The following is an 18,731-nucleotide window of genomic DNA, read 5'->3' on the forward strand; positions in this document are numbered from 1 at the left end:
CTACCGCCAGGACGGCAGCCAGATCTGCATGTTCCACGTCTGCTGGGAGATCGGCAGCCCGGTCAGGATCGGGTACAGCCACGCGAAGTTCGTGATCACCAGCGCCACATAGCTGCACACCACCAGCAGCCCCAGGGTCCGCCGCTCGGCGTTCTGCCCCGGTTTGTACAGGATGTCGCCGAGGATCATCGCGATGATCATCACCAGGAACGGCGCCATGGTCGCGGCGTAGAAGAAGTACATCTGCCGGTCGATGTCGGCGAACCAGGGCAGGAAGCCGGCGCTGTAGCCGACCAGCAGCGCGGCATACCGCCAGTCCCGCTTCACGAACGACCGCCACACCGCCCAGGCCAGCACGGGCACCGCGAGGAACCACAGCGCCGGCGTGCCGACCAGCATCACCGCTTTGACGCACGACTGCGCACCGCACCCCGACACGTTCTCGGTGTCGATCGCGTACAGCACCGGGCGCAGCGACATCGGCCAGGCCCACGGCTTGGACTCCCACGGGTGGTGGTTGCCGTCAGCATTGGTCAGGCCGGAGTGGAAGCGGTAGGCCGCGTAGGTGTAGTGCCACAGCGACCGGAGGGCGTCCGGGACCGGCAGCGCACTGTCCGGTCCGAGGGAGCGTCCCACCTGATAGCGGTCCACGGCGGTCTCTGAGGCAAACCACGGCGTGTAGGACGCCAGGTACACCCCGAACGGGATCAGTACCAGCGCGTACAGTGCCGGACCGACGTCGCGGCGGAAGGCGCCCAGCCACGGCCGCGGCACGTGGTACTGCTTGCGGGCGGCGACGTCGAACGCGACGGTCATGATGCCGAAGAACATCACGAAGTACAGGCCCGACCACTTCGTCGCGCATGCCAGCCCGAGCAGCACACCGGCGCCGAACCGCCACCACCGCACCCCCAGACGCGGCCCCCACGCCGTCTCGGCGATCCGGCCTTCCAGAAACGCCACATGCATCCGTTCCCGCACCTGGTCACGGTCGACGATCAGAGCGCCGAACGCCGCGACCACGAACACCGTCAGGAAGCCGTCCAGCAGCGCGGTCCGGGCGGTGACGAAGCTGACGCCGTCGGCGATCAGCAGCAGGCCGGCGACCCCACCGACGAGGGTGGATCGGCTGATCCGGCGTGCGATGCGCACCACCAGCAGCACCAGGATGACCCCGCACACCGCGCCGGTGAATCGCCAGCCCAGGCCGTTGTAGCCGAAGATCGCCTCGCCGAGCGCGATCAGCTGCTTGCCGACGGGCGGATGCACCACCAGGCCGTAGCCGGGATTGTCCTCGACCCCGCCGTTGTGCAGCATCTGCCAGGCCTGCGGCGCGTAGTGCTTCTCGTCGAAGATCGGGGTGCCCGCGTCGGTGGGGGAACCGAGGTTCAAAAACCTGGTGATCGCGGCGAGCGCGGTGATCACGGCGGTCATCACCCAGCCCCGCATCCGGTCCAGCGGGCCGAAGTCGGCGACCGGGATCACCGGGCCGGGGCTGATGACCGGGACCGAGCGACCGCTTCTGTGGAGTTGGTCGGCGAAGGTGCTCTCGCTCCTCACGTCCGCGGTGGCGCTCACGCCTGCGATCGTAGGCTGTGTGGCATGACGGCCGGACGACTGTTGGTGGCCGCCACGCCGCTGGGGCAGCCCTCGGATGCGTCGGCGCGGCTGGTGCGGGCGCTGCGCAGCGCCGATGTGATCGCCGCCGAGGACACCCGCAGGGTCCGCACGCTGGCGACGGCGCTGGAGGTGAAGCCCGCCGGGCGGATCGTCAGCCTCTACGACCAGAACGAGGCCTCCCGGGTGCCCGCGCTGCTCGACGACATCAAGGGCGGTGCGACCGTGCTGCTGGTCAGTGACGCGGGGATGCCGTTGATCAGCGACCCCGGTTATCGGCTGGTGGCGGCGTGTGTGGACAACGAGCTGCCCGTGCAATGCCTGCCCGGCCCGTCGGCGGTCACCACCGCGCTGGCCGTCGCCGGCCTGCCGTCGGAACGGTTCTGTTTCGAGGGCTTCGCGCCGCGCCGACAGACCGCCCGTCGCACCTGGCTGCAGTCGCTGGCCGCCGAGCCGCGCACCTGCGTGTTCTTCGAGTCACCGCGCCGACTTGCCGAGACCCTCGGCGACGCCGTCGAGGTGCTGGGCCCCCGACGCCGCGCGGCGGTGTGCCGGGAACTGACCAAGACGCACGAGGAGGTCGTCCGTGGCACCCTCGGGGAGCTCGCCGAATGGGCCGCCGACGGGGTACTGGGCGAGATCACCGTGGTGCTGGCCGGTGCGACGCCGTCGGCGGACCCGCAGGAGCTGGTGGTCGAGGTGAACCGTCTGGTCGACGACGGCATGCGCGTGAAGGACGCGTGCGCCCAGGTGGTCGCCGCGAATCCGGGCGCCCCGTCCAAGCGCGAGCTCTACGACGCGGTGCTACGCGCGCGCCAGTGAGCCGGCGCCACGGCCGATGATCGGGGCGGCCTTGTGCAGACACTCCTCCCACTCGCGGGTGGGGTCGGAGTCGGCGGTGATGCCTCCGCCGACGCCGAGCACCGCGCTGCCGTCGGCGGTGAACTCCACCGTGCGGATCGCGACGTTGAGCTCGCAGCCCGCCACTGGTGAAGCCAGACCTATTGTGCCGCAGTAGATCCCGCGTCGTGACGGCTCCCATCCGGTCAGCAGCCGCCGGGCCCGGGTCTTCGGGGTGCCGGTGACCGACGCCGGCGGGAACGTCGCTTCCAGCAGGTCGGCCATCGGCAGGTCGGTGGGCACCCGGGCCGACACCGTCGAGACCAGATGCCACACGCCGGGAGCCGGCCGGACCGCCAGCAGTTCGGGCACCGACACCGAACCCGTGCCGGCGACCCGGCCCAGATCATTGCGGACCAGGTCGACGATCATGATGTTCTCCGCGACGTCCTTGACCGACGCCCGCAGCGCCGCCGGGTCGGCGGTGTCGGGCAGCGTGCCCTTGATCGGGCTCGACGTCACCGCTTCGCCGCGGCGGCGCAGGAACAGCTCCGGCGACAGCGACGCCACCGCACCCCAGTCCCCGGCGACGAACGCGGCGCGGGCCGGCGCCGTGCGCGCGGCGACCTTGGCGAAGAAGTCGGCCGGTGTGCCGTGGAGGGTGCCGGCGAACTGTGTGCACACGCACGCCTGGTACACCTCGCCGGCCGCGATCGCCTCCAGGCAGTCCAGCACCCCGCGCCGGTGCGCGTCCCGATCGGCCTCACTCCAGGTGATCACCGCGTCCCGCTCGGCCGGAGCCGACCGCAGGGCTTCCTCGACCCAGCCGGGAAGCGTTGCGCCGGTAAGGTTCTCATGCCACCACAGCCCGTCGCGGTCGCACCGCAGCACCGCGTCCGACCAACCGCCTGCGGCCTCCGGGATCCGCGGGCCCAGCCCGTCGGCGCCCGGATCGGGGTAGGACAGGTAGCCGAACCAGCCGCCGCCCACCGGGCCGTCCCGCCGGTCGCCGGGGACGACGTCGAAAACGGTTTGCGGCGCGACCGCGCCGGCGTGCAGCGACGGCGCGATCACCGCGCGGGAGCCGAACCAGTCTCCGGTCAGCGCAGCCGGCGGGGGCAGGCCGCGCTGTGCCGCCGCGGCCGCGAGCGCGCGCAGCACCGCGGGGGCACTGCCCAGATCGCCGAGTCGCTCGATGCGCACCGGGTCATTATCGGCTGATCTGGCGGGGCACCATCACGCCCGCCAACTTCTCCGGGTTGCGCATCGCGTAGAAGTTCGTGATCCGGCCGTCGACCACCTCGAACGTCACCACGCCCTCGAGGTTGTCGCCGAGGTAGAGCACCAGCGCGGGCGCGCTGTTGTAGATCGCCGGCTCGACCCGGCCCTCGGTCCCGGCGAGCCGGACGAAGCCCAGGATCAACCGGGCCACCCGGTCAGCGCCGGCCACCGGCCTGCGGGCCGCGCTGACCTTGCCGTCGCTGTCGGCGGTCCACACCACGTCCGGCGCGAGCATCGTCAGGAGGCCGTCGAGGTCGCCGGTGGCGGCGGCGGAGAAGAACTTCGTGGTGATCTCGGCGGACAGTTGCGGGTCGACGGGCTCGAACCGCTTGCGCCTCGACTGCACGTGTTCGCGGGCGCGGTGGGCCATCTGCCGGACCGCGGCGGCCGACTTCCCGAGCGCCGCGGCGATCTCTTCATGTTCGAATCCGAACACCTCGCGCAGCACGAACACCGCGCGCTCGTCCGGACTCAGCGTCTCCAGCACCACCAGCATCGCCATCGACACCGATTCGGCAAGTACCACGTCCGCAGACGGATCCGCTTCTGTGAGAAGAGGTTCCGGCAGCCACGGGCCTACGTACTCCTCCCGCCGCCGGGACTGTGCGCGCAGCGCGTTGAGCGCCTGCCGGGTGACGAGCTGGGCGAGGTAGGCCTTGGTGTCGGCGACCCGGGACAGGTCGACCTCGGCCCAACGCAGATAGCTTTCCTGCAGCACGTCGTCGGATTCCGTAGCGCTGCCCAGGATCTCGTAGGCGATGGTGAACAGCAGCGGACGCAGATGCGTGAACCGTTCGGCGTGTTCGTAACCCGGGGTGGTTGTCATCGGACGGGCACCGCCTCGGCGGCGATCAGCGCGGAGCGGTCCGGGCCCTTCAGCGAGCGGTAGGAGCCGGGCTTACGCGCTTCGGCGCCAAGCCATTTCAGTGTGAACCGGCACACCTGCTCCTTGACGAACGCGCCCGCGCGCCCGCCGATGTACAGGTTCACCGGGGTGTCATCCTTGTACTGCAGCTGCACGGTGCCCGCGCCGCGACCCAGGCTGATGCACTGGCCGCTCATCGGCACGGTGGCGTCGGCGGGCGCGGTTCGCGCGATCCTGGCCAGCACGGTGTCGGCGGCCTGTGCGCCCAGCGGCAGCCCTGCCTGGCAGCTCATCCGGTACGGCAACCCCGACGGCGCCGCGGCGTCGCCGGCCGCCACGATGCGGTCGTCGTCGACGCTGGTCAATGTCTCGTCGGTGATCACGCGGCCTACCCGGTCGGTCGTCAGACCGCTGGCCGCGGCCAAGCCGGGCACACCGAAACCGGCGGTCCACACCGTCACCGCGCTCGGTACCGAGGTGCCGTCGGCCAACGCCACATGGTCGGCGCCGACGGAGACGACGGAGGACGCCACGGTAATCACCCCGAGCCTGCGCAGCCGCTTGCCCACCGAGCGCTGTCCGGCCCGGCTCAGCGACGGGCCCACCACCGGGCTGACCAAGGTCACGCGACGGCCCCCTTCGGCAAATTCCGAGGCCGCTTCTATTCCGGTGAGCCCACCGCCGACCACCACGATCGGCGCAGGGGTCGCCACATCCGCCAGCCGCTCACGCAACCGGGTGGCCTGCTCTAATTCGCCCAGCGGATAAGCGAATTCGGCGGCGCCGGGTACGGCGGCAGGCACGTCGCCGGTGCTGCCGAGGGCATACACCACGTAGTCGTAGTCCAGCGTGCCGCCGGATCCGAGGGACACCTGGCGGGCGGTCGCATCGATGCGGTCAGCGGTGTCGACCACCAGCTGCACGCCGGTGTTGAGGACCGCGCGGAAATCCTCGACGGCGTCGTCGTTTCCGGCGGCGAGCTGGTGCAGCCGGATGCGCTCGACGAACTGCGGCCGGGGGTTGACCAGGGTCACCCGGATGTCGTCACGTGACATCAACCGGTTGGCTGCCATCACGCCGGCGTAGCCGCCTCCCAGCACGATCACGTGGGTCTGCGGTGCGGTCATGGTGTCTCCTCTCGACGGGGCTTGTGCCCTCAAGACACCGCGCGGCGCCGATCTGTGACATGTGGCCGCACTATGTGGCGCAGATCACTAAACCAGACCCAGCGCCAACATCGCGTCGGCCACCCGGATGAACCCGGCGATGTTGGCGCCGACGACATAGTTGCCGGGTTGGCCGTACTCGTCGGCGGTGACCAGGCAACGGTGGTGGATGCGGCGCATGATCTGCTCGAGCCGCTGCTCGGTGTCGGCGAAGGTCCACGAGTCGCGCGATGCGTTCTGCTGCATCTCCAGCGCGCTGGTCGCCACCCCGCCCGCGTTGGCGGCCTTGCCGGGTGCGAAGACCGCCCCGGCGTCGGAGAACTGTTTGATCGCGTGGGGCGAGCACGGCATGTTCGCGCCCTCGGCGACGATGCGGCAGCCGTTTTTGATCAGCGCGGCGGCTTCGTCACCGTTGATCTCGTTCTGGGTGGCGCACGGGATCGCGATGTCGCAGGGCACCTCCCACACGTTGCGGTTCTCCACTGCCCTCGCCCCGCCACCGCGCAGCTCCGCATAGTCCGACATCCGGCCGCGGCGCACCTCTTTGACCTCTTTGAGCAGCTCGAGGTCGATGCCCTTCTCGTCGACGACATAGCCGCTGGAGTCCGAGCACGCCACCACGGTGCCGCCGAGCTCGTGGACCTTCTCGATCGCGTAGATCGCGACGTTGCCCGAACCGGACACCACGACGTTCTTACCCTCGAACGTGTCGCCGGAGGCTTTGAGGATCTCGTTGATGAAGAACACCGTGCCGTAACCGGTGGCCTCGGTGCGTACCTGGGAGCCGCCCCAGGTCATGCCCTTGCCGGTGAACACCCCGGACTCGTAGCGGTTGGTGATGCGCTTGTACTGCCCGAACATGTAGCCGATCTCGCGCGTGCCGACGCCGGTGTCACCGGCCGGCACGTCGGTGTACTCGCCGAGATGCCGGTACAGCTCGGTCATGAACGACTGGCAGAACCGCATCACCTCGCCGTCGCTGCGGCCCTTCGGGTCGAAGTCCGAGCCGCCCTTACCGCCGCCGATCGGCATACCGGTCAGGGAGTTCTTGAAGATCTGCTCGAAGCCGAGGAACTTCACGATGCCCAGGTACACCGACGGATGGAAACGCAAGCCGCCCTTGAACGGTCCGAGCGCGGAGTTGAACTCCACCCGGAAGCCGCGGTTGATCTGCACCACGCCTCTGTCGTCGATCCAGGGCACCCGGAAGATGATCTGGCGCTCCGGTTCGCACAGTCGCCGGATCACCGCCGAATCGACGTAGTCCGAGTGCTTCTCGACCACCGGGCCGAGGCTGCCGAGCACCTCGTAGACGGCCTGGTGGAACTCGGCCTCACCCGGATTGCGTTGGGCCACTTCGTCATAGATGTCTTGCAGTTTTTCGTGAAGGTCAGTCAACTCTCAGTCCACCTGGTAGCGAGGGAAAACACCGGACGGAGCGGGCAGGGCGGTGCCCGGTGCCAGCCGCGTCGCGATGGTGTCGAAGGAGCGCTGGTCCGCGGGCCGGCCCAGCAGGTCGAGCAGTCTGGCCGTCGAGGCGGGCATCACGGGCTGGCTCAGGAGCGCGGCGATGCGCACCACCTCCAAGGTCGTGTAGAGCACGGTCGCGAACCGGTCCGGGTCGGTCTTGCGCAGCACCCACGGCTCCTGCGCGGAGAAGTACCGGTTGGCCGCGCCCAGCACCGACCAGATCGCCTCCAGTGCAAGGTGCATCGCCGTCGCCTCGAAATGACCGCGGACACGTTCGAGCAGCGCGTCGGCCGCGGCGAGCATCTCGGAGTCCTCGGCGGTGAACGCGCCGGGCTGGGGCACCACGCCGTCGAGATTCTTGGCCACCATCGACAGCGAGCGCTGTGCCAGGTTGCCGAACTCGTTGGCCAGGTCGGCGTTGATCCGCGAGATGATGCCTTCCTCGCTGTAGCTGCCGTCCTGCCCGAACGGCACCTCGCGCAGCAGGAAGTACCGCAGCTGGTCCACCCCGAACGTGTCGACCAGATCGGTCGGGTCGACGACGTTGCCGACGGACTTGCTCATCTTCTCGCCGCGGTTGAACAGAAAGCCGTGTGCGAACACCTTTTTCGGTAACTCGATGCCCGCCGACATCAAGAACGCGGGCCAGTACACGGTGTGGAACCGGATGATGTCCTTGCCGATCATGTGCAGATCGGCCGGCCAGTACCGCCGGAAGTCCGCCGACTCGGTGTCGGGGAAACCGACGCCGGTCAGATAGTTGGTCAGCGCGTCCACCCACACGTACATGACGTGGTCGGGGTGGTCGGGCACCGGCACACCCCAGTCGAACGTGGTCCGCGAGATCGACAGGTCGCGCAGCCCGCCGGAGACGAAGCTGACCACCTCGTTGCGCCGCACCTCGGGCTCGATGAACTCCGGGTGCGCCTGATAGTGGGCCAGCAGCCGGTCGGTGTAGGCCGACAGCCGGAAGAAATAGGTCTCCTCTTCGGTCCAGGTCACCGGAGCGCCGGTCTCGGTGGCGACCCGGACGCCGTCCTCACCCACCGTGGTCTCGGCCTCGGTGAAGAAGCGTTCGTCACGCACCGAGTACCAGCCGGAGTACTTGTCGAGGTAGACGTCGCCCGCGTCGACCATGCGGGTCCAGATCGCCTTGGACGCTGCGTAGTGGTCGGCGTCGCTGGTGCGGATGAACCGATCGAAGGAGATGTTCAGTTTCTCTTGAAGCCGCTGGAACACATCGGAGTTGCCGCGTGCCAGTTCGGCGGTGGGGATCCCCAGCTTGGCCGCGGTCTCGGCCATCTTGAGCCCGTGCACATCGGTGCCGGTCAGGAACCGGACGTCGAAGCCGTCGAGCCGCTTGAAGCGGGCGATCGCGTCGGTGGCGACGTATTCGTAGGCGTGTCCGACGTGCGGATCGCCGTTGGGGTACGCGATCGCCGTCGTGATGTAGTAGGGCTGACTCATTTGGGGTTCACCCTAGAGTGTGGGCCGTGAGTGCCAAGCGAGAGCCGCCGCCGATCCCGGAGCCCCTCACCCCGCTGATCGACGCTCACACCCATCTGGACGCCTGCGGCGCCAGAAATGGCGACGACGTGCGCGCCATCCTGGACCGCGCCGCCTCGGCGGGGGTGCAGGCCGTCGTGACCATCGCCGATGACCTGGAAGCGGCGCGGTGGGCCGCCGACGCGACGGACTGGGACCCGCGGGTGTACGCCGCGGTGGCGCTGCATCCGACCCGGGCCAACGCGCTGACCGACGAGGCTCGCACCGTGATCGAGCGTCTTGCCGCGCGTCCGCGCGTGGTCGCGGTGGGGGAGACCGGGATGGACTTGTACTGGCCGGGCCGGTTGGACGGCTGCGCCGAGCCCGCCGAGCAGCGCGAGGCGTTCGCGTGGCACATCGACCTGGCCAAGCGCACCGGCAAGCCGCTGATGATCCACAACCGCGACGCCGACGCCGCCGTGCTCGACGTATTGCGCGCCGAGGGGGCGCCCGAGACTGTGATCTTCCACTGTTTCTCGTCCGGCGCCGCAATGGCCCGCACCTGCGTCGACCAGGGCTGGGTGCTCAGCCTGTCCGGCACGGTCAGCTTCAAGAATGCCCGTGACCTGCGGGAAGCCGCCGCGCTGATTCCGCCCGAGCAGCTGCTGGTCGAGACGGACGCACCGTTTCTGACCCCGCATCCGTTCCGCGGCGCGCCGAACGAGCCCTACTGCCTGCCCTACACTGTGCGAGCGCTGGCCGACGTGGTCGGCCGGTCGGCCGAGGCGATCGCGGAGCAGACTTCCGTTACGGCGAAACGGGTGTACGGCCTGGCGAGTTGCTGGTCCTAGACCTTTTCGTTACCGTCTTGTGACGAAACGCGGGTCGGCCGCTTGAGCCGTCCGTGATGCCAAAGTCGGGGATAGACGACATTTTGAATGCATTGATAAAACTCCACCAGACGCGCTCGCCGTTGATGCGGGCTCTGGTCGCGGTGACTTTGCTGGCCTTGATCTTCGCCGGCGCGACCGCGGTGGTCACGCACAAGACGGTCACGCTGACCGTCGACGGGGTGTCGATGTCGGTGCCGACGATGAAGTCGCGGGTCATCGACGTGGTGACCGAGAACGGATTCGACGTCGGCGAGCGGGACGACCTGTACCCGGCGGCCGAGACGCCCGTCCACCAGGCCGACACCATCGTGCTGCGTCGCAGCCGGCCGCTGGAGATCTCCACCGACGGTGGAGGCACCGAGCAGGTGTGGACGACGGCGTCGACCGTCGACGAGGCGCTGACCCAGCTGGAGATGACCGACAAGGCGCCGGTGGCGGCCTCGCGCGGCAGCCGGCTTCCGCTGGACGGCATGGCACTTCCGGTCGTGAGCCCCAAAAACGTGCAAATCGACGACGGCGGAGCGCTTCGCTCGGTGCGCCTGGCGGCGCCCACCGTGGCCGCCCTGCTGGACGCCGCCGGAGTGCCGCTTCAGCAAAGCGATACCGTGTTCCCGGCGGCGTCGGCGCCGCTGGAGGACGGGATGGTTGTCAAAGTCACCCGGGTGCGCATTGCCAAGATGACCGAGCGGCTGCCGCTGGTTCCGAACAACCAGCGCGTCGAAGACGTGACGCTGAACATGAGCCGGCAGATCGTCGAGGATCCGGGTGCTCCTGGCGTCCAGGACGTGACGTTCGCGGTCGCGACGGTCAACGGGGTGGAAACCGGCAGATTGCCAGTAGCCAATGTCGTGATCGCTCCGGCTCGCGATGGTGTGCTGAGAGTCGGCGCGAAACCGGGCACCGAGGTGCCGCCGGTGAGCAACGGACACACCTGGGACGCCCTGGCGCGCTGCGAAGCCGGAGGTAATTGGTCCATCAATACCGGCAATGGCTATTTCGGTGGAGTCCAATTTGATCAAAACACATGGGAGCGCAACGGTGGTCTGAGGTATGCTCAGCGGGCAGATCTGGCAACAAGAGAAGAGCAGATCGCGATTGCTGAGGTAACCCGGGCGCGCCAAGGTTGGGGGGCGTGGCCCACGTGTAGTGGGAGGATCGGTGCGTCGTGACAATACGACTGCTCGGACGAACTGAAATACGGCATCTGGCTAAGTCGATCGACTTCCGGCCACGCAAGTCCTTCGGACAGAACTTCGTGCACGACGCCAACACCGTGCGCCGTATCGTGTCAGCGTCCAGTGTCAACCGGTCGGACCACGTGCTCGAGGTCGGCCCCGGACTCGGCTCGCTGACTTTGGCGTTGCTGGATCGCGGCGCGAAGGTCACCGCCGTCGAGATCGATCCGGTGCTGGCCACTCAGCTTCCGACCACGATCGCCGCCCACTCGCACAGCGAGGCAAACCGGCTGACCGTGCTGAACCGGGACATTTTGACGTTCAAGCAGTCGGACATGACCGAGATGCCGACCGCGCTGGTTGCCAACCTTCCGTACAACGTGGCGGTGCCGGCGCTGCTGCACCTGCTCGCCGAGTTCCCGTCGATCCGCACTGTCATGGTGATGGTGCAGGCCGAGGTCGCCGAGCGGCTCGCGGCCGAGCCCGGCGGCAAGGACTACGGGGTGCCCAGCGCGAAGGTCCGGTTCTTCGGCAACGTCCGCCGCTACGGCATGGTGTCGCCGACGGTGTTCTGGCCGATCCCGCGCGTGTACTCGGGCCTGGTGCGTATCGACCGCTACGAGACCTCGCCGTGGCCGACCGACGCCGAGTTCCGCGAGCAGGTCTTCGAGCTCATCGATGTGGCGTTCGCCCAACGCCGCAAGACGTCCCGCAACGCGTTCGCCGAGTGGGCCGGATCCGGCAACGAGTCGGCCAGCCGCCTGCTCGCCGCCAGCATCGATCCGTCCCGCCGGGGGGAGACGCTGAGCATCAACGACTTCGTCCGGTTGCTGCAGCGCTCCGCGGACTGGCACGTGGTGCCCAAGTCGGCGATGGCCTCGGCCGAGGACATGGCCGAGGACGTCGACACGGCCGAGAAGGACGCCGAAGTCCCGACGGCCTGACCCCCGCTGAATCACGTTCCACGCGGTCAAATCCATGTGAGCGCCGCACCGGGCGCGGTTTCGGCGCGCGCAGGACACCCAGAACGACCCCTGCCGTGCGCCGGGGTCGTTCTTTTTCGTTAGTGTTCGTGCAGTGTCCGCGCGTGACGGTAATACGGCATTCGACCGGGTCCCTACGGGTTCCGTCACGGTCCGGGTGCCGGGCAAGGTCAACCTGTACCTCGATGTCGGGGATCGCCGAGACGACGGCTACCACGAGCTGACCACGGTTTTCCATGCGGTCTCGCTGCTCGACGAGGTCACCGTGCGTGCCGCCGACGTGCTGTCGCTGGAGATCTCCGGCGAGGGGGCCGACGCGCTGCCGACCGATCACCGAAATCTCGCCTGGCGGGCCGCCGAACTGATGGCCGAGCACGTGGGTCGCGCCCCGGACGTCGCGATATCGATCGAGAAGACGATCCCCGTCGCCGGCGGCATGGCGGGCGGCAGTGCGGACGCGGCCGCGGTGCTGGTGGCGATGAACGCGCTGTGGGAGCTCGGCGTTCCCCGGCGCGACCTGCACGCGCTGGCCGCCCGTCTGGGCAGCGACGTCCCGTTCGCGTTGCACGGCGGCACGGCGCTGGGCACCGGGCGGGGCGAAGAGCTGGCGACCGTGCTGGCGCGCAACACGTTCCATTGGGTCCTGGCGTTCTCGCCGGGCGGCCTGTCCACCGCGAGGGTGTTCGCCGAGACCGACCGGCTCCGCGCCGAGCAGGGCCGCGCGTTGCCGCCCCGGCTGGAGTCACCCGAGCCGGTGCTCGCCGCGCTCGCCTCCGGCGATCCCACCGAGCTGGCCCCGCTGTTGGGCAACGACCTACAGCCGGCCGCGCTGAGCCTGGATCCGGGGTTGCGCCGCACACTGCGGGCCGGTGCCGAGGCCGGCGCCCTGGCGGGCGTGGTGTCGGGATCCGGACCGACGTGCGCGTTCCTGTGCGCGACGGCCGGCGCGGCCGTCGACGTGGGCACCGAACTCGCCGGGGCGGGGGTCTGCCGCACCGTGCGGGTGGCCACGGGGCCGGTGCACGGCGCCCGGGTGGTGCCGAGTCCGTCCGCCGCTGGTTGAGATCGCAATCAGGTGTGACACATCCCTCAATACGCGCGCTCGTTTGGCAGTTACTTAAGGGTTGCTTAAGATGAGCGACGGTGAGTGACAGCGGTCGAGCAAGGGACGCATCGGTTTACCCCTCCGGTCTGACCGGCGGGCCGCGGACCGGTGTCGGTGCGGCATCCGACCGCGCTTGCGCAACATCACCGATTCGAGACACAACCGCTCCCCAAATGTTTGCGCGCCTCCGCGAAAAGGCCGCTCAACAGGCGGAGCATGGCAAACGGGCATGTGCACCGGGGCAGATGTCGGCGAGGAGGTCGTCGTGAGCAGATTCACCGAGAAGATGTACCGCAGCGCCCACACCACCGGGCGGGGCATGGTCACCGGCGAGCCGCACGAGCCGGTCCGGCACACCTGGGGTGAGGTCCACGAACGCGCCAAGCGCATCGCCGGCGGCCTGGCGGCGGCCGGCGTGGGACGCGGCGACGCCGTCGGGGTGCTCGCGGGCTTCCCGGTCGAGATCGCTCCCACTGCGCAGGGGCTGTGGATGCGCGGCGCCAGCCTGACGATGCTGCACCAGCCGACTCCCCGCACCGACCTGGTGGTCTGGGCCGAGGACACCATGAACGTCATCGGCATGATCGAGGCCAAGGCCGTCATCGTGTCCGAGCCGTTCCTGGTCGCGATCCCGGTGCTCGAGGAGAAGGGCATCAAGGTCCTCACGGTCACCGACCTGCTCGAATCCGAGCCGATCGAGCCGATCGAGGTCGGCGAGGACGATCTCGCGCTGATGCAGCTGACGTCCGGCTCGACGGGATCTCCCAAAGCAGTGCAGATCACCCACCGCAACATCTACTCCAACGCCGAGGCCATGTTCATCGGCGCGCAGTACGACGTCGACAAGGACGTCATGGTCAGCTGGCTGCCCTGCTTCCACGACATGGGCATGGTCGGCTTCCTGACCATCCCGATGTACTTCGGCGCCGAGCTGGTCAAGGTCACGCCGATGGACTTCCTGCGCGACACCCTGCTCTGGGCCAAGCTCATCGACAAGTACAAGGGCACCATGACCGCGGCGCCGAACTTCGCGTACGCGCTGTTTGCCAAGCGGTTGCGCCGCCAGGCCAAGCCGGGCGAGTTCGATCTGTCCACGCTGCGTTTCGCGCTGTCCGGCGCCGAGCCCGTCGAGCCTGCCGATGTCGAGGACCTGCTCGATGCCGGTAAGCCGTTCGGCCTGAACCCGGGTGCGATCCTGCCTGCCTACGGGATGGCCGAGACGACACTGGCGGTGTCGTTCTCGCCGTGCGGCAAGGGCCTTGTCGTCGACGAGGTCGACGCCGACCTGCTCGCCGCGCTGCGCCGCGCGGTCCCGGCGACCAAGGGCCACACCAAGCGACTCGCCGAGCTCGGCCCGCTGCTGACCGACCTCGAGGCGCGTGTCATCGACGACCACGGCAACGTGATGCCGCCCCGCGGGGTCGGCGTGATCGAGCTGCGCGGCGAGTGCGTCACCCCGGGCTACATGACCATGGGTGGCTTCATCCCGGCTCAGGACGAGCACGGCTGGTACGACACCGGCGACCTCGGCTACCTGACCGAGGACGGCAACGTGGTGGTGTGCGGCCGCGTCAAGGACGTCATCATCATGGCCGGCCGCAACATCTACCCGACCGACATCGAGCGCGCCGCCGGCCGCGTCGAGGGTGTGCGCCCGGGCTGTGCGGTCGCGGTGCGGCTGGATGCCGGGCACTCCCGCGAGACCTTCGCGGTGGCGGTGGAGTCCAACAACTGGCAGGACCCCGCCGAGGTGCGCCGCATCGAGCACCAGGTGGCCCACGAGGTCGTCGCCGAGGTCGACGTCCGGCCGCGCAACGTCGTGGTGCTCGGGCCGGGCAGCATCCCCAAGACCTCGTCGGGCAAGCTGCGCCGCTCCACCTCGGTCTCGCTGGTCACCTAACCGCGAGCGTGCGTGTCTGCGGCCGACACGCCGTCAGTTTCGCCGACTTCACGCACGCTCACCGCGCGGCGACCGGCGGCAGGTACTCAGCGACCAGAGTTCGGTGCCACCACCGCCGTTCCTCACGCAGCTCCTGCCACGTCGTGAACCGGTATTCGAACAGCCGCGCCCGGATGTACCGCGGCGGCGCGTCGGGAAACGGATTGTGTCCGAGCAGGCGAAGCGTCGCGGCATCGTTGCGCAGCAGCCGCACGACCAGCGGCCGGAACCAGTCCTGCGCGTAGGCCGGTGACAGCGCCGCGAACCACATCAGCCAGTCCAGGCGAAGGTGGTAGGGCGCCCACTGCCGGGGGATCCGGCGCGGATCGCCGGGTTTTCCCTTGAAGCCGTACTCCTTCCACACCGTCTGCTCCGCGGGCGCCGGCTCGTCGGTCCCTTCGATGATCACCTCGTACCGGACCCGCGCGATGCTGCCGAACGCGCCGTAGGTGTTCACCAGGTGAAAGGGGTTGAACGACGCGTTCATCCGCTGCCGGCGTCCGAGCATGTTGCGCACCGGCCAGTAGCTCAGCACCGCGGTCAGCACGGTGGCCGCGATCACCAAGGCGACGAACCACGCCGGCGGCCCGGGTGCTGTCGCGGGAGCGGGCAGCGGCACCACCCGGCCGAGCACGGTCTGGTCCACGGCGCTGAACGCCAGGATGATCGTCAACCAGTTCAGCCAGGCGAAGTTCCCGGACAGCACCAGCCACAACTGCGTGACGATCACGATCCCGGCAGCCACCGTCGCCACCGGTTGCGGAGCGAACAACGCGAAGGGCACGATCAGCTGGGCGACGTGGTTGCCCGCCACCTCGACACGGTGCAGCGGCTTGGGCAGGTGGTGGAAGAACCAGCTCAGCGGACCCGGCATCGGCTGCGTCTCGTGGTGGTAGTCCAGGCAGCTCAGGTCGCGCCAGCACGGATCGCTGCGCATCTTGATCAGGCCGGCGCCGAACTCCACGCGGAACAACAGCCAGCGCGCCAGCCACAGCGTCAGCAGTGGCGGTGCCGTGTCGTCATTGCCCAACAGCATGGCCAGGAAACCCGCCTCCAACAACAAGGACTCCCAACCGAATCCGTACCAGCGCTGCCCGACGTTGACGATCGACAGGTACAGCACCCACAGCGCCAGCCACGTCAGCGTGGCCGCCCACAGCGGCACCAGGTCATCGGCGCCCGCGACCAGGGCCGCCGCCACCGCGGCCCCGCTCCAGCAGACCGCGGCGAAGAAGCGGTCGGAGTAGTGGAGATGGAACAGGCTTGGGGAGACCCGGAACGACACCTGCGCGACGAACCGCGGCACCGGGAGCATCCCGTGCGCACCGATCAGGGCGCGGAACTGGCGGGCGGCGCCCACGAACGCGATCAGATAGATCAGTGCCACACCCCGCTGCAGCACCTCCCGGGCCAACCAGTACCCGGGCGCATCGAACCACTCCGCGGACACGTCTCCAGTAGACGCCGCCGCGGCGCCCGGCGGGGAGCAAAAGCGTTCGCTCGATGTCGGTGCGCGCCTATACCGTCGAGGGCATGGAATCGGCGATCGAGGCCATCGACCTGGTCAAGCGGTTCGGCACCGAGACGGCCGTGGCCGGTGTCAGCTTCGCGGTGCCCCCGGGCACCGTGTTGGGCCTGCTCGGTCCCAACGGCGCGGGCAAGACCACGACTGTGCGGATGATGACGACGCTGACCGAACCGACCAGCGGCACCGCCCGGGTGGCCGGATACGACGTGCGCACCCAGCCCGACGAGGTGCGGCGCCACATGGGACTGACCGGTCAGGTCGCCACCGTCGACGAACTGCTCACCGGGCGTGAGAACATCCGGATGATCGGCGGCCTCTACGGGATCCGGCGCAAGGACCTCGACCGGCTGGGGGGCCAACTGCTTGACCAGTTCTCGCTCAGCGACGCCGCCGACCGGGTGGTGAAGTCCTACTCCGGCGGGATGCGCCGGCGGCTCGACCTGGCGGTCACCCTGCTCGCGTCGCCTCCGGTGCTGTTTCTCGATGAGCCCACCACGGGCCTGGACCCGCGCAGTCGTAGCGAACTCTGGGACGTCCTGCGCGGCCTCGTCGCGCAGGGCACCACGTTGTTGCTGACGACCCAGTACCTGGAAGAGGCCGACCAACTCGCCGACAACATCGTGGTGATCGACCGCGGCCGCATCATCGCCGAGGGCTCGCCGTTGGAGCTCAAGCAGCAGGCAGGCCAGGCCAGCCTGGTGGTCACCGTCGCCGACAGCGGCGATCTTGAGCACGCCCGGACGCTGCTGGGACAGGGTGGTGCCGAGGTGTACGTCGACGCCGGCGCGCGCCGGCTGACCGCCGCGGCCGACGGGCTCGACGACATGATCCGGGTCGCGGGTCTGCTGCGCGACCGCGGCGTCGCCGTCGACGACATCGGATTGTCCCGGCCCAGCCTCGACGACGTGTTCCTGACGTTGACCGGGCACCGCACCGAAGACAGTGAGGAGATCGGCGCATGACCGCCCTCGACAGCAAGCCGCAGACGCCGGTGCGTCCGCAACCGGTGCCCATCCGGCCCACCAATCTGGCGCAGCAGTCCTGGATCATGGTGAAGCGCAACATGATCCACACCAAGCGGATGCCCGAGATGCTCAGCGACGTGACCGCCCAGCCGATCATGTTCGTGTTGCTGTTCGCGTTCGTGTTCGGTGCGTCGATCACCAACACCGGCGGCGCGTCGTACCGGGAGTTCCTGCTGCCGGGCATCCAGGCGCAGACCATCGTGTTCTCGGCGTTCGTCGTCGCCTCCGGGATCACCGCCGACGTCGAGAAGGGGATCATCGACCGCTTCCGCTCGCTGCCCATCTCCCGCTCCTCGGTGCTGATAGGCCGCAGCATCGCCAGCGTCATCCACTCGTCACTGGGCGTGGTCGTGATGGCGCTGACCGGGCTGGCGATCGGCTGGCGGATCCGCAACGGCGCCGGCGAAGCCGTGCTGGCGTTCGCGCTGCTGCTGCTGTTCGGTTTCGGGATGATCTGGTTCGGCATCCTGATCGGCTCGTTGATGCGCACCGTGGAGGCGGTCAACGGCGTGATGTTCACGGCGTTGTTCCCGGTGACGTTCCTGGCCAACACGTTCGTGCCGACCGAGCCGATGCCGCACTGGCTTCGCGTGATCGCCGAATGGAACCCGGTCTCGTCGCTGGCGCAGGCGATGCGGGAGCTGTGGGGCAACGGTGGGCCGGCGCCGGCGAGTGCGCAACTGCCGCTGCACCATCCGGTGCTGGCGACGATCCTGTGGTCGCTGGCGTTGACCGCGATCTTCGCGCCGTTCGCGCTGTATGCCTACAAACGCCGGACCGGCGGTTAACCCGAGGCGTCAATCGCCTCGTCGGCCAGCCGCTGATAGACACGCCACCACACCGACTCGTGGGCGGCCGGCGTGATCAGGCCCTGTTGTAACTGCCGGTCGGCGTCCATCAGCTCGTCGGCCAGCGCGAGTAGCCGATCGCGGGCCTGCCGCGCCTCGGGGCAGGGGTAGCCGGCCCGCACCGCGACGGTCACCGCGCGGACCCGCGTGCGCTGCGTTCCGACGCGCATCATCGCGACAACCGCGGCGGACACCGTCAGCGCCGTCGAGACCGCCAGTGCCTGCCCCGGTCCGAGAGCGTGGGTCAAAGTGATCTGGCAGGTGAGCCACAGCGCCGGGGCCCATACCTGCCAGCCGAGGGCGATGCGCAGTGCGGCGCGCTCGCTATCGGTGATCCCCGGCGGATACACGGCCATCCGGTAGCGGATCATGCCGGTGCGGTCCGGCCGGACCGTCAGCGAGCCCCAGCGGCAGTCCCCGAGAAGCAGACGATCGCGGACTCGGCGCAGTCGCCCGGAGCCGGTGCGGTTCACATCTGCGGTCTACCCGCTCAGCTCGGCGGGAACCGTCC

General features: G+C 69.0%; 16 protein-coding genes. 8 read left to right on the forward strand and 8 right to left on the reverse strand.

Annotation, left to right across the window (positions count from 1 at the left end; genetic code table 11):
• Positions 1-1,449: a dolichyl-phosphate-mannose--protein mannosyltransferase gene (locus ACXMYJ_RS12240; protein WP_260758264.1), complete on the reverse strand. Its 1,449-nt coding sequence runs from the start codon at positions 1,447-1,449 to the stop codon at positions 1-3.
• A gap of 153 nt (positions 1,450-1,602) precedes the next feature.
• Here ACXMYJ_RS12240 and rsmI point away from each other — a divergent pair, with 153 nt between their 5' ends.
• On the forward strand, positions 1,603-2,439 hold the full coding sequence (gene rsmI, locus ACXMYJ_RS12245) for a 16S rRNA (cytidine(1402)-2'-O)-methyltransferase (protein WP_460356426.1): 837 nt from the start codon (positions 1,603-1,605) through the stop codon (positions 2,437-2,439).
• On the opposite strand, the gene ACXMYJ_RS12250 is transcribed toward rsmI, so the two are convergent.
• The 5 genes from ACXMYJ_RS12250 to metG all read right to left on the reverse strand — a co-directional run bounded on the left by ACXMYJ_RS12250 (position 2,422) and on the right by metG (position 8,706).
• Complete coding sequence (locus ACXMYJ_RS12250; RefSeq protein ID WP_460356429.1) at positions 2,422-3,660, reverse strand: aminodeoxychorismate synthase component I; 1,239 nt, start codon at positions 3,658-3,660, stop codon at positions 2,422-2,424. The two genes, rsmI and ACXMYJ_RS12250, sit on opposite strands and share 18 nt — an antisense overlap.
• A 7-nt stretch (positions 3,661-3,667) precedes the next feature.
• The gene (locus ACXMYJ_RS12255; protein WP_460356432.1) at positions 3,668-4,564 is read right to left on the reverse strand and encodes an RNA polymerase sigma-70 factor; all 897 of its coding nucleotides are present in this window, start codon (positions 4,562-4,564) and stop codon (positions 3,668-3,670) included.
• A complete protein-coding gene (locus ACXMYJ_RS12260) occupies positions 4,561-5,730 on the reverse strand; it encodes an NAD(P)/FAD-dependent oxidoreductase (RefSeq protein ID WP_460356435.1) in 1,170 nt (389 codons plus the stop codon). The genes ACXMYJ_RS12255 and ACXMYJ_RS12260 overlap by 4 nt, the downstream gene beginning before the upstream one ends.
• Positions 5,731-5,817: 87 nt before the next feature.
• Positions 5,818-7,167 (reverse strand): NADP-specific glutamate dehydrogenase, encoded by a 1,350-nt coding sequence (gdhA, locus tag ACXMYJ_RS12265; protein WP_260755098.1) that lies wholly within the window; start codon positions 7,165-7,167, stop codon positions 5,818-5,820.
• Positions 7,168-7,170: 3 nt separating this feature from the next.
• The gene (metG, locus tag ACXMYJ_RS12270; protein WP_460356437.1) at positions 7,171-8,706 is read right to left on the reverse strand and encodes a methionine--tRNA ligase; all 1,536 of its coding nucleotides are present in this window, start codon (positions 8,704-8,706) and stop codon (positions 7,171-7,173) included.
• A gap of 17 nt (positions 8,707-8,723) precedes the next feature.
• Between metG and ACXMYJ_RS12275 the strand changes: the two genes are divergently transcribed.
• From ACXMYJ_RS12275 to ACXMYJ_RS12295, 5 genes are all read left to right on the forward strand, one after another.
• Positions 8,724-9,575, forward strand: a complete 852-nt coding sequence (locus ACXMYJ_RS12275; RefSeq protein ID WP_460356439.1) for a TatD family hydrolase — start codon at positions 8,724-8,726, stop codon at positions 9,573-9,575.
• 83 nt (positions 9,576-9,658) lie between these two features.
• On the forward strand, positions 9,659-10,786 hold the full coding sequence (locus ACXMYJ_RS12280; RefSeq protein WP_460356441.1) for a transglycosylase family protein: 1,128 nt from the start codon (positions 9,659-9,661) through the stop codon (positions 10,784-10,786).
• A complete protein-coding gene (rsmA, locus tag ACXMYJ_RS12285; RefSeq protein ID WP_460356443.1) occupies positions 10,783-11,736 on the forward strand; it encodes a 16S rRNA (adenine(1518)-N(6)/adenine(1519)-N(6))-dimethyltransferase RsmA in 954 nt (317 codons plus the stop codon). Before ACXMYJ_RS12280 ends, rsmA begins: the two co-directional genes overlap by 4 nt.
• Before the next feature lie 133 nt (positions 11,737-11,869).
• Positions 11,870-12,838, forward strand: a complete 969-nt coding sequence (locus tag ACXMYJ_RS12290; RefSeq protein ID WP_460356446.1) for a 4-(cytidine 5'-diphospho)-2-C-methyl-D-erythritol kinase — start codon at positions 11,870-11,872, stop codon at positions 12,836-12,838.
• Between the two features lie 307 nt (positions 12,839-13,145).
• Positions 13,146-14,780 carry a fatty acyl-AMP ligase gene (locus ACXMYJ_RS12295; RefSeq protein WP_443186919.1) on the forward strand — a complete coding sequence of 545 codons (1,635 nt, stop codon included), beginning with the start codon at positions 13,146-13,148 and terminating at the stop codon, positions 14,778-14,780.
• Positions 14,781-14,838: 58 nt separating this feature from the next.
• Here the strand turns inward: ACXMYJ_RS12295 and ACXMYJ_RS12300 are convergent, their stop codons facing one another.
• The gene (locus tag ACXMYJ_RS12300) at positions 14,839-16,269 is read right to left on the reverse strand and encodes a lipase maturation factor family protein (protein ID WP_460356449.1); all 1,431 of its coding nucleotides are present in this window, start codon (positions 16,267-16,269) and stop codon (positions 14,839-14,841) included.
• 53 nt (positions 16,270-16,322) lie between these two features.
• On the opposite strand from ACXMYJ_RS12300, the gene ACXMYJ_RS12305 reads away from it, so the two are divergent.
• Together ACXMYJ_RS12305 and ACXMYJ_RS12310 are read left to right on the forward strand one after the other, a co-directional pair.
• Positions 16,323-17,309 carry an ATP-binding cassette domain-containing protein gene (locus tag ACXMYJ_RS12305; RefSeq protein ID WP_460356452.1) on the forward strand — a complete coding sequence of 329 codons (987 nt, stop codon included), beginning with the start codon at positions 16,323-16,325 and terminating at the stop codon, positions 17,307-17,309.
• A complete protein-coding gene (locus tag ACXMYJ_RS12310; protein WP_260755089.1) occupies positions 17,306-18,160 on the forward strand; it encodes an ABC transporter permease in 855 nt (284 codons plus the stop codon). Before ACXMYJ_RS12305 ends, ACXMYJ_RS12310 begins: the two co-directional genes overlap by 4 nt.
• Here the strand turns inward: ACXMYJ_RS12310 and ACXMYJ_RS12315 are convergent.
• The gene (locus tag ACXMYJ_RS12315) at positions 18,157-18,693 is read right to left on the reverse strand and encodes a DUF6611 family protein (protein ID WP_460356455.1); all 537 of its coding nucleotides are present in this window, start codon (positions 18,691-18,693) and stop codon (positions 18,157-18,159) included. The genes ACXMYJ_RS12310 and ACXMYJ_RS12315 overlap by 4 nt on opposite strands.
• Positions 18,694-18,731: the final 38 nt, after the last annotated feature.

Source organism: Mycobacterium sp. ZZG, assembly GCF_054786995.1.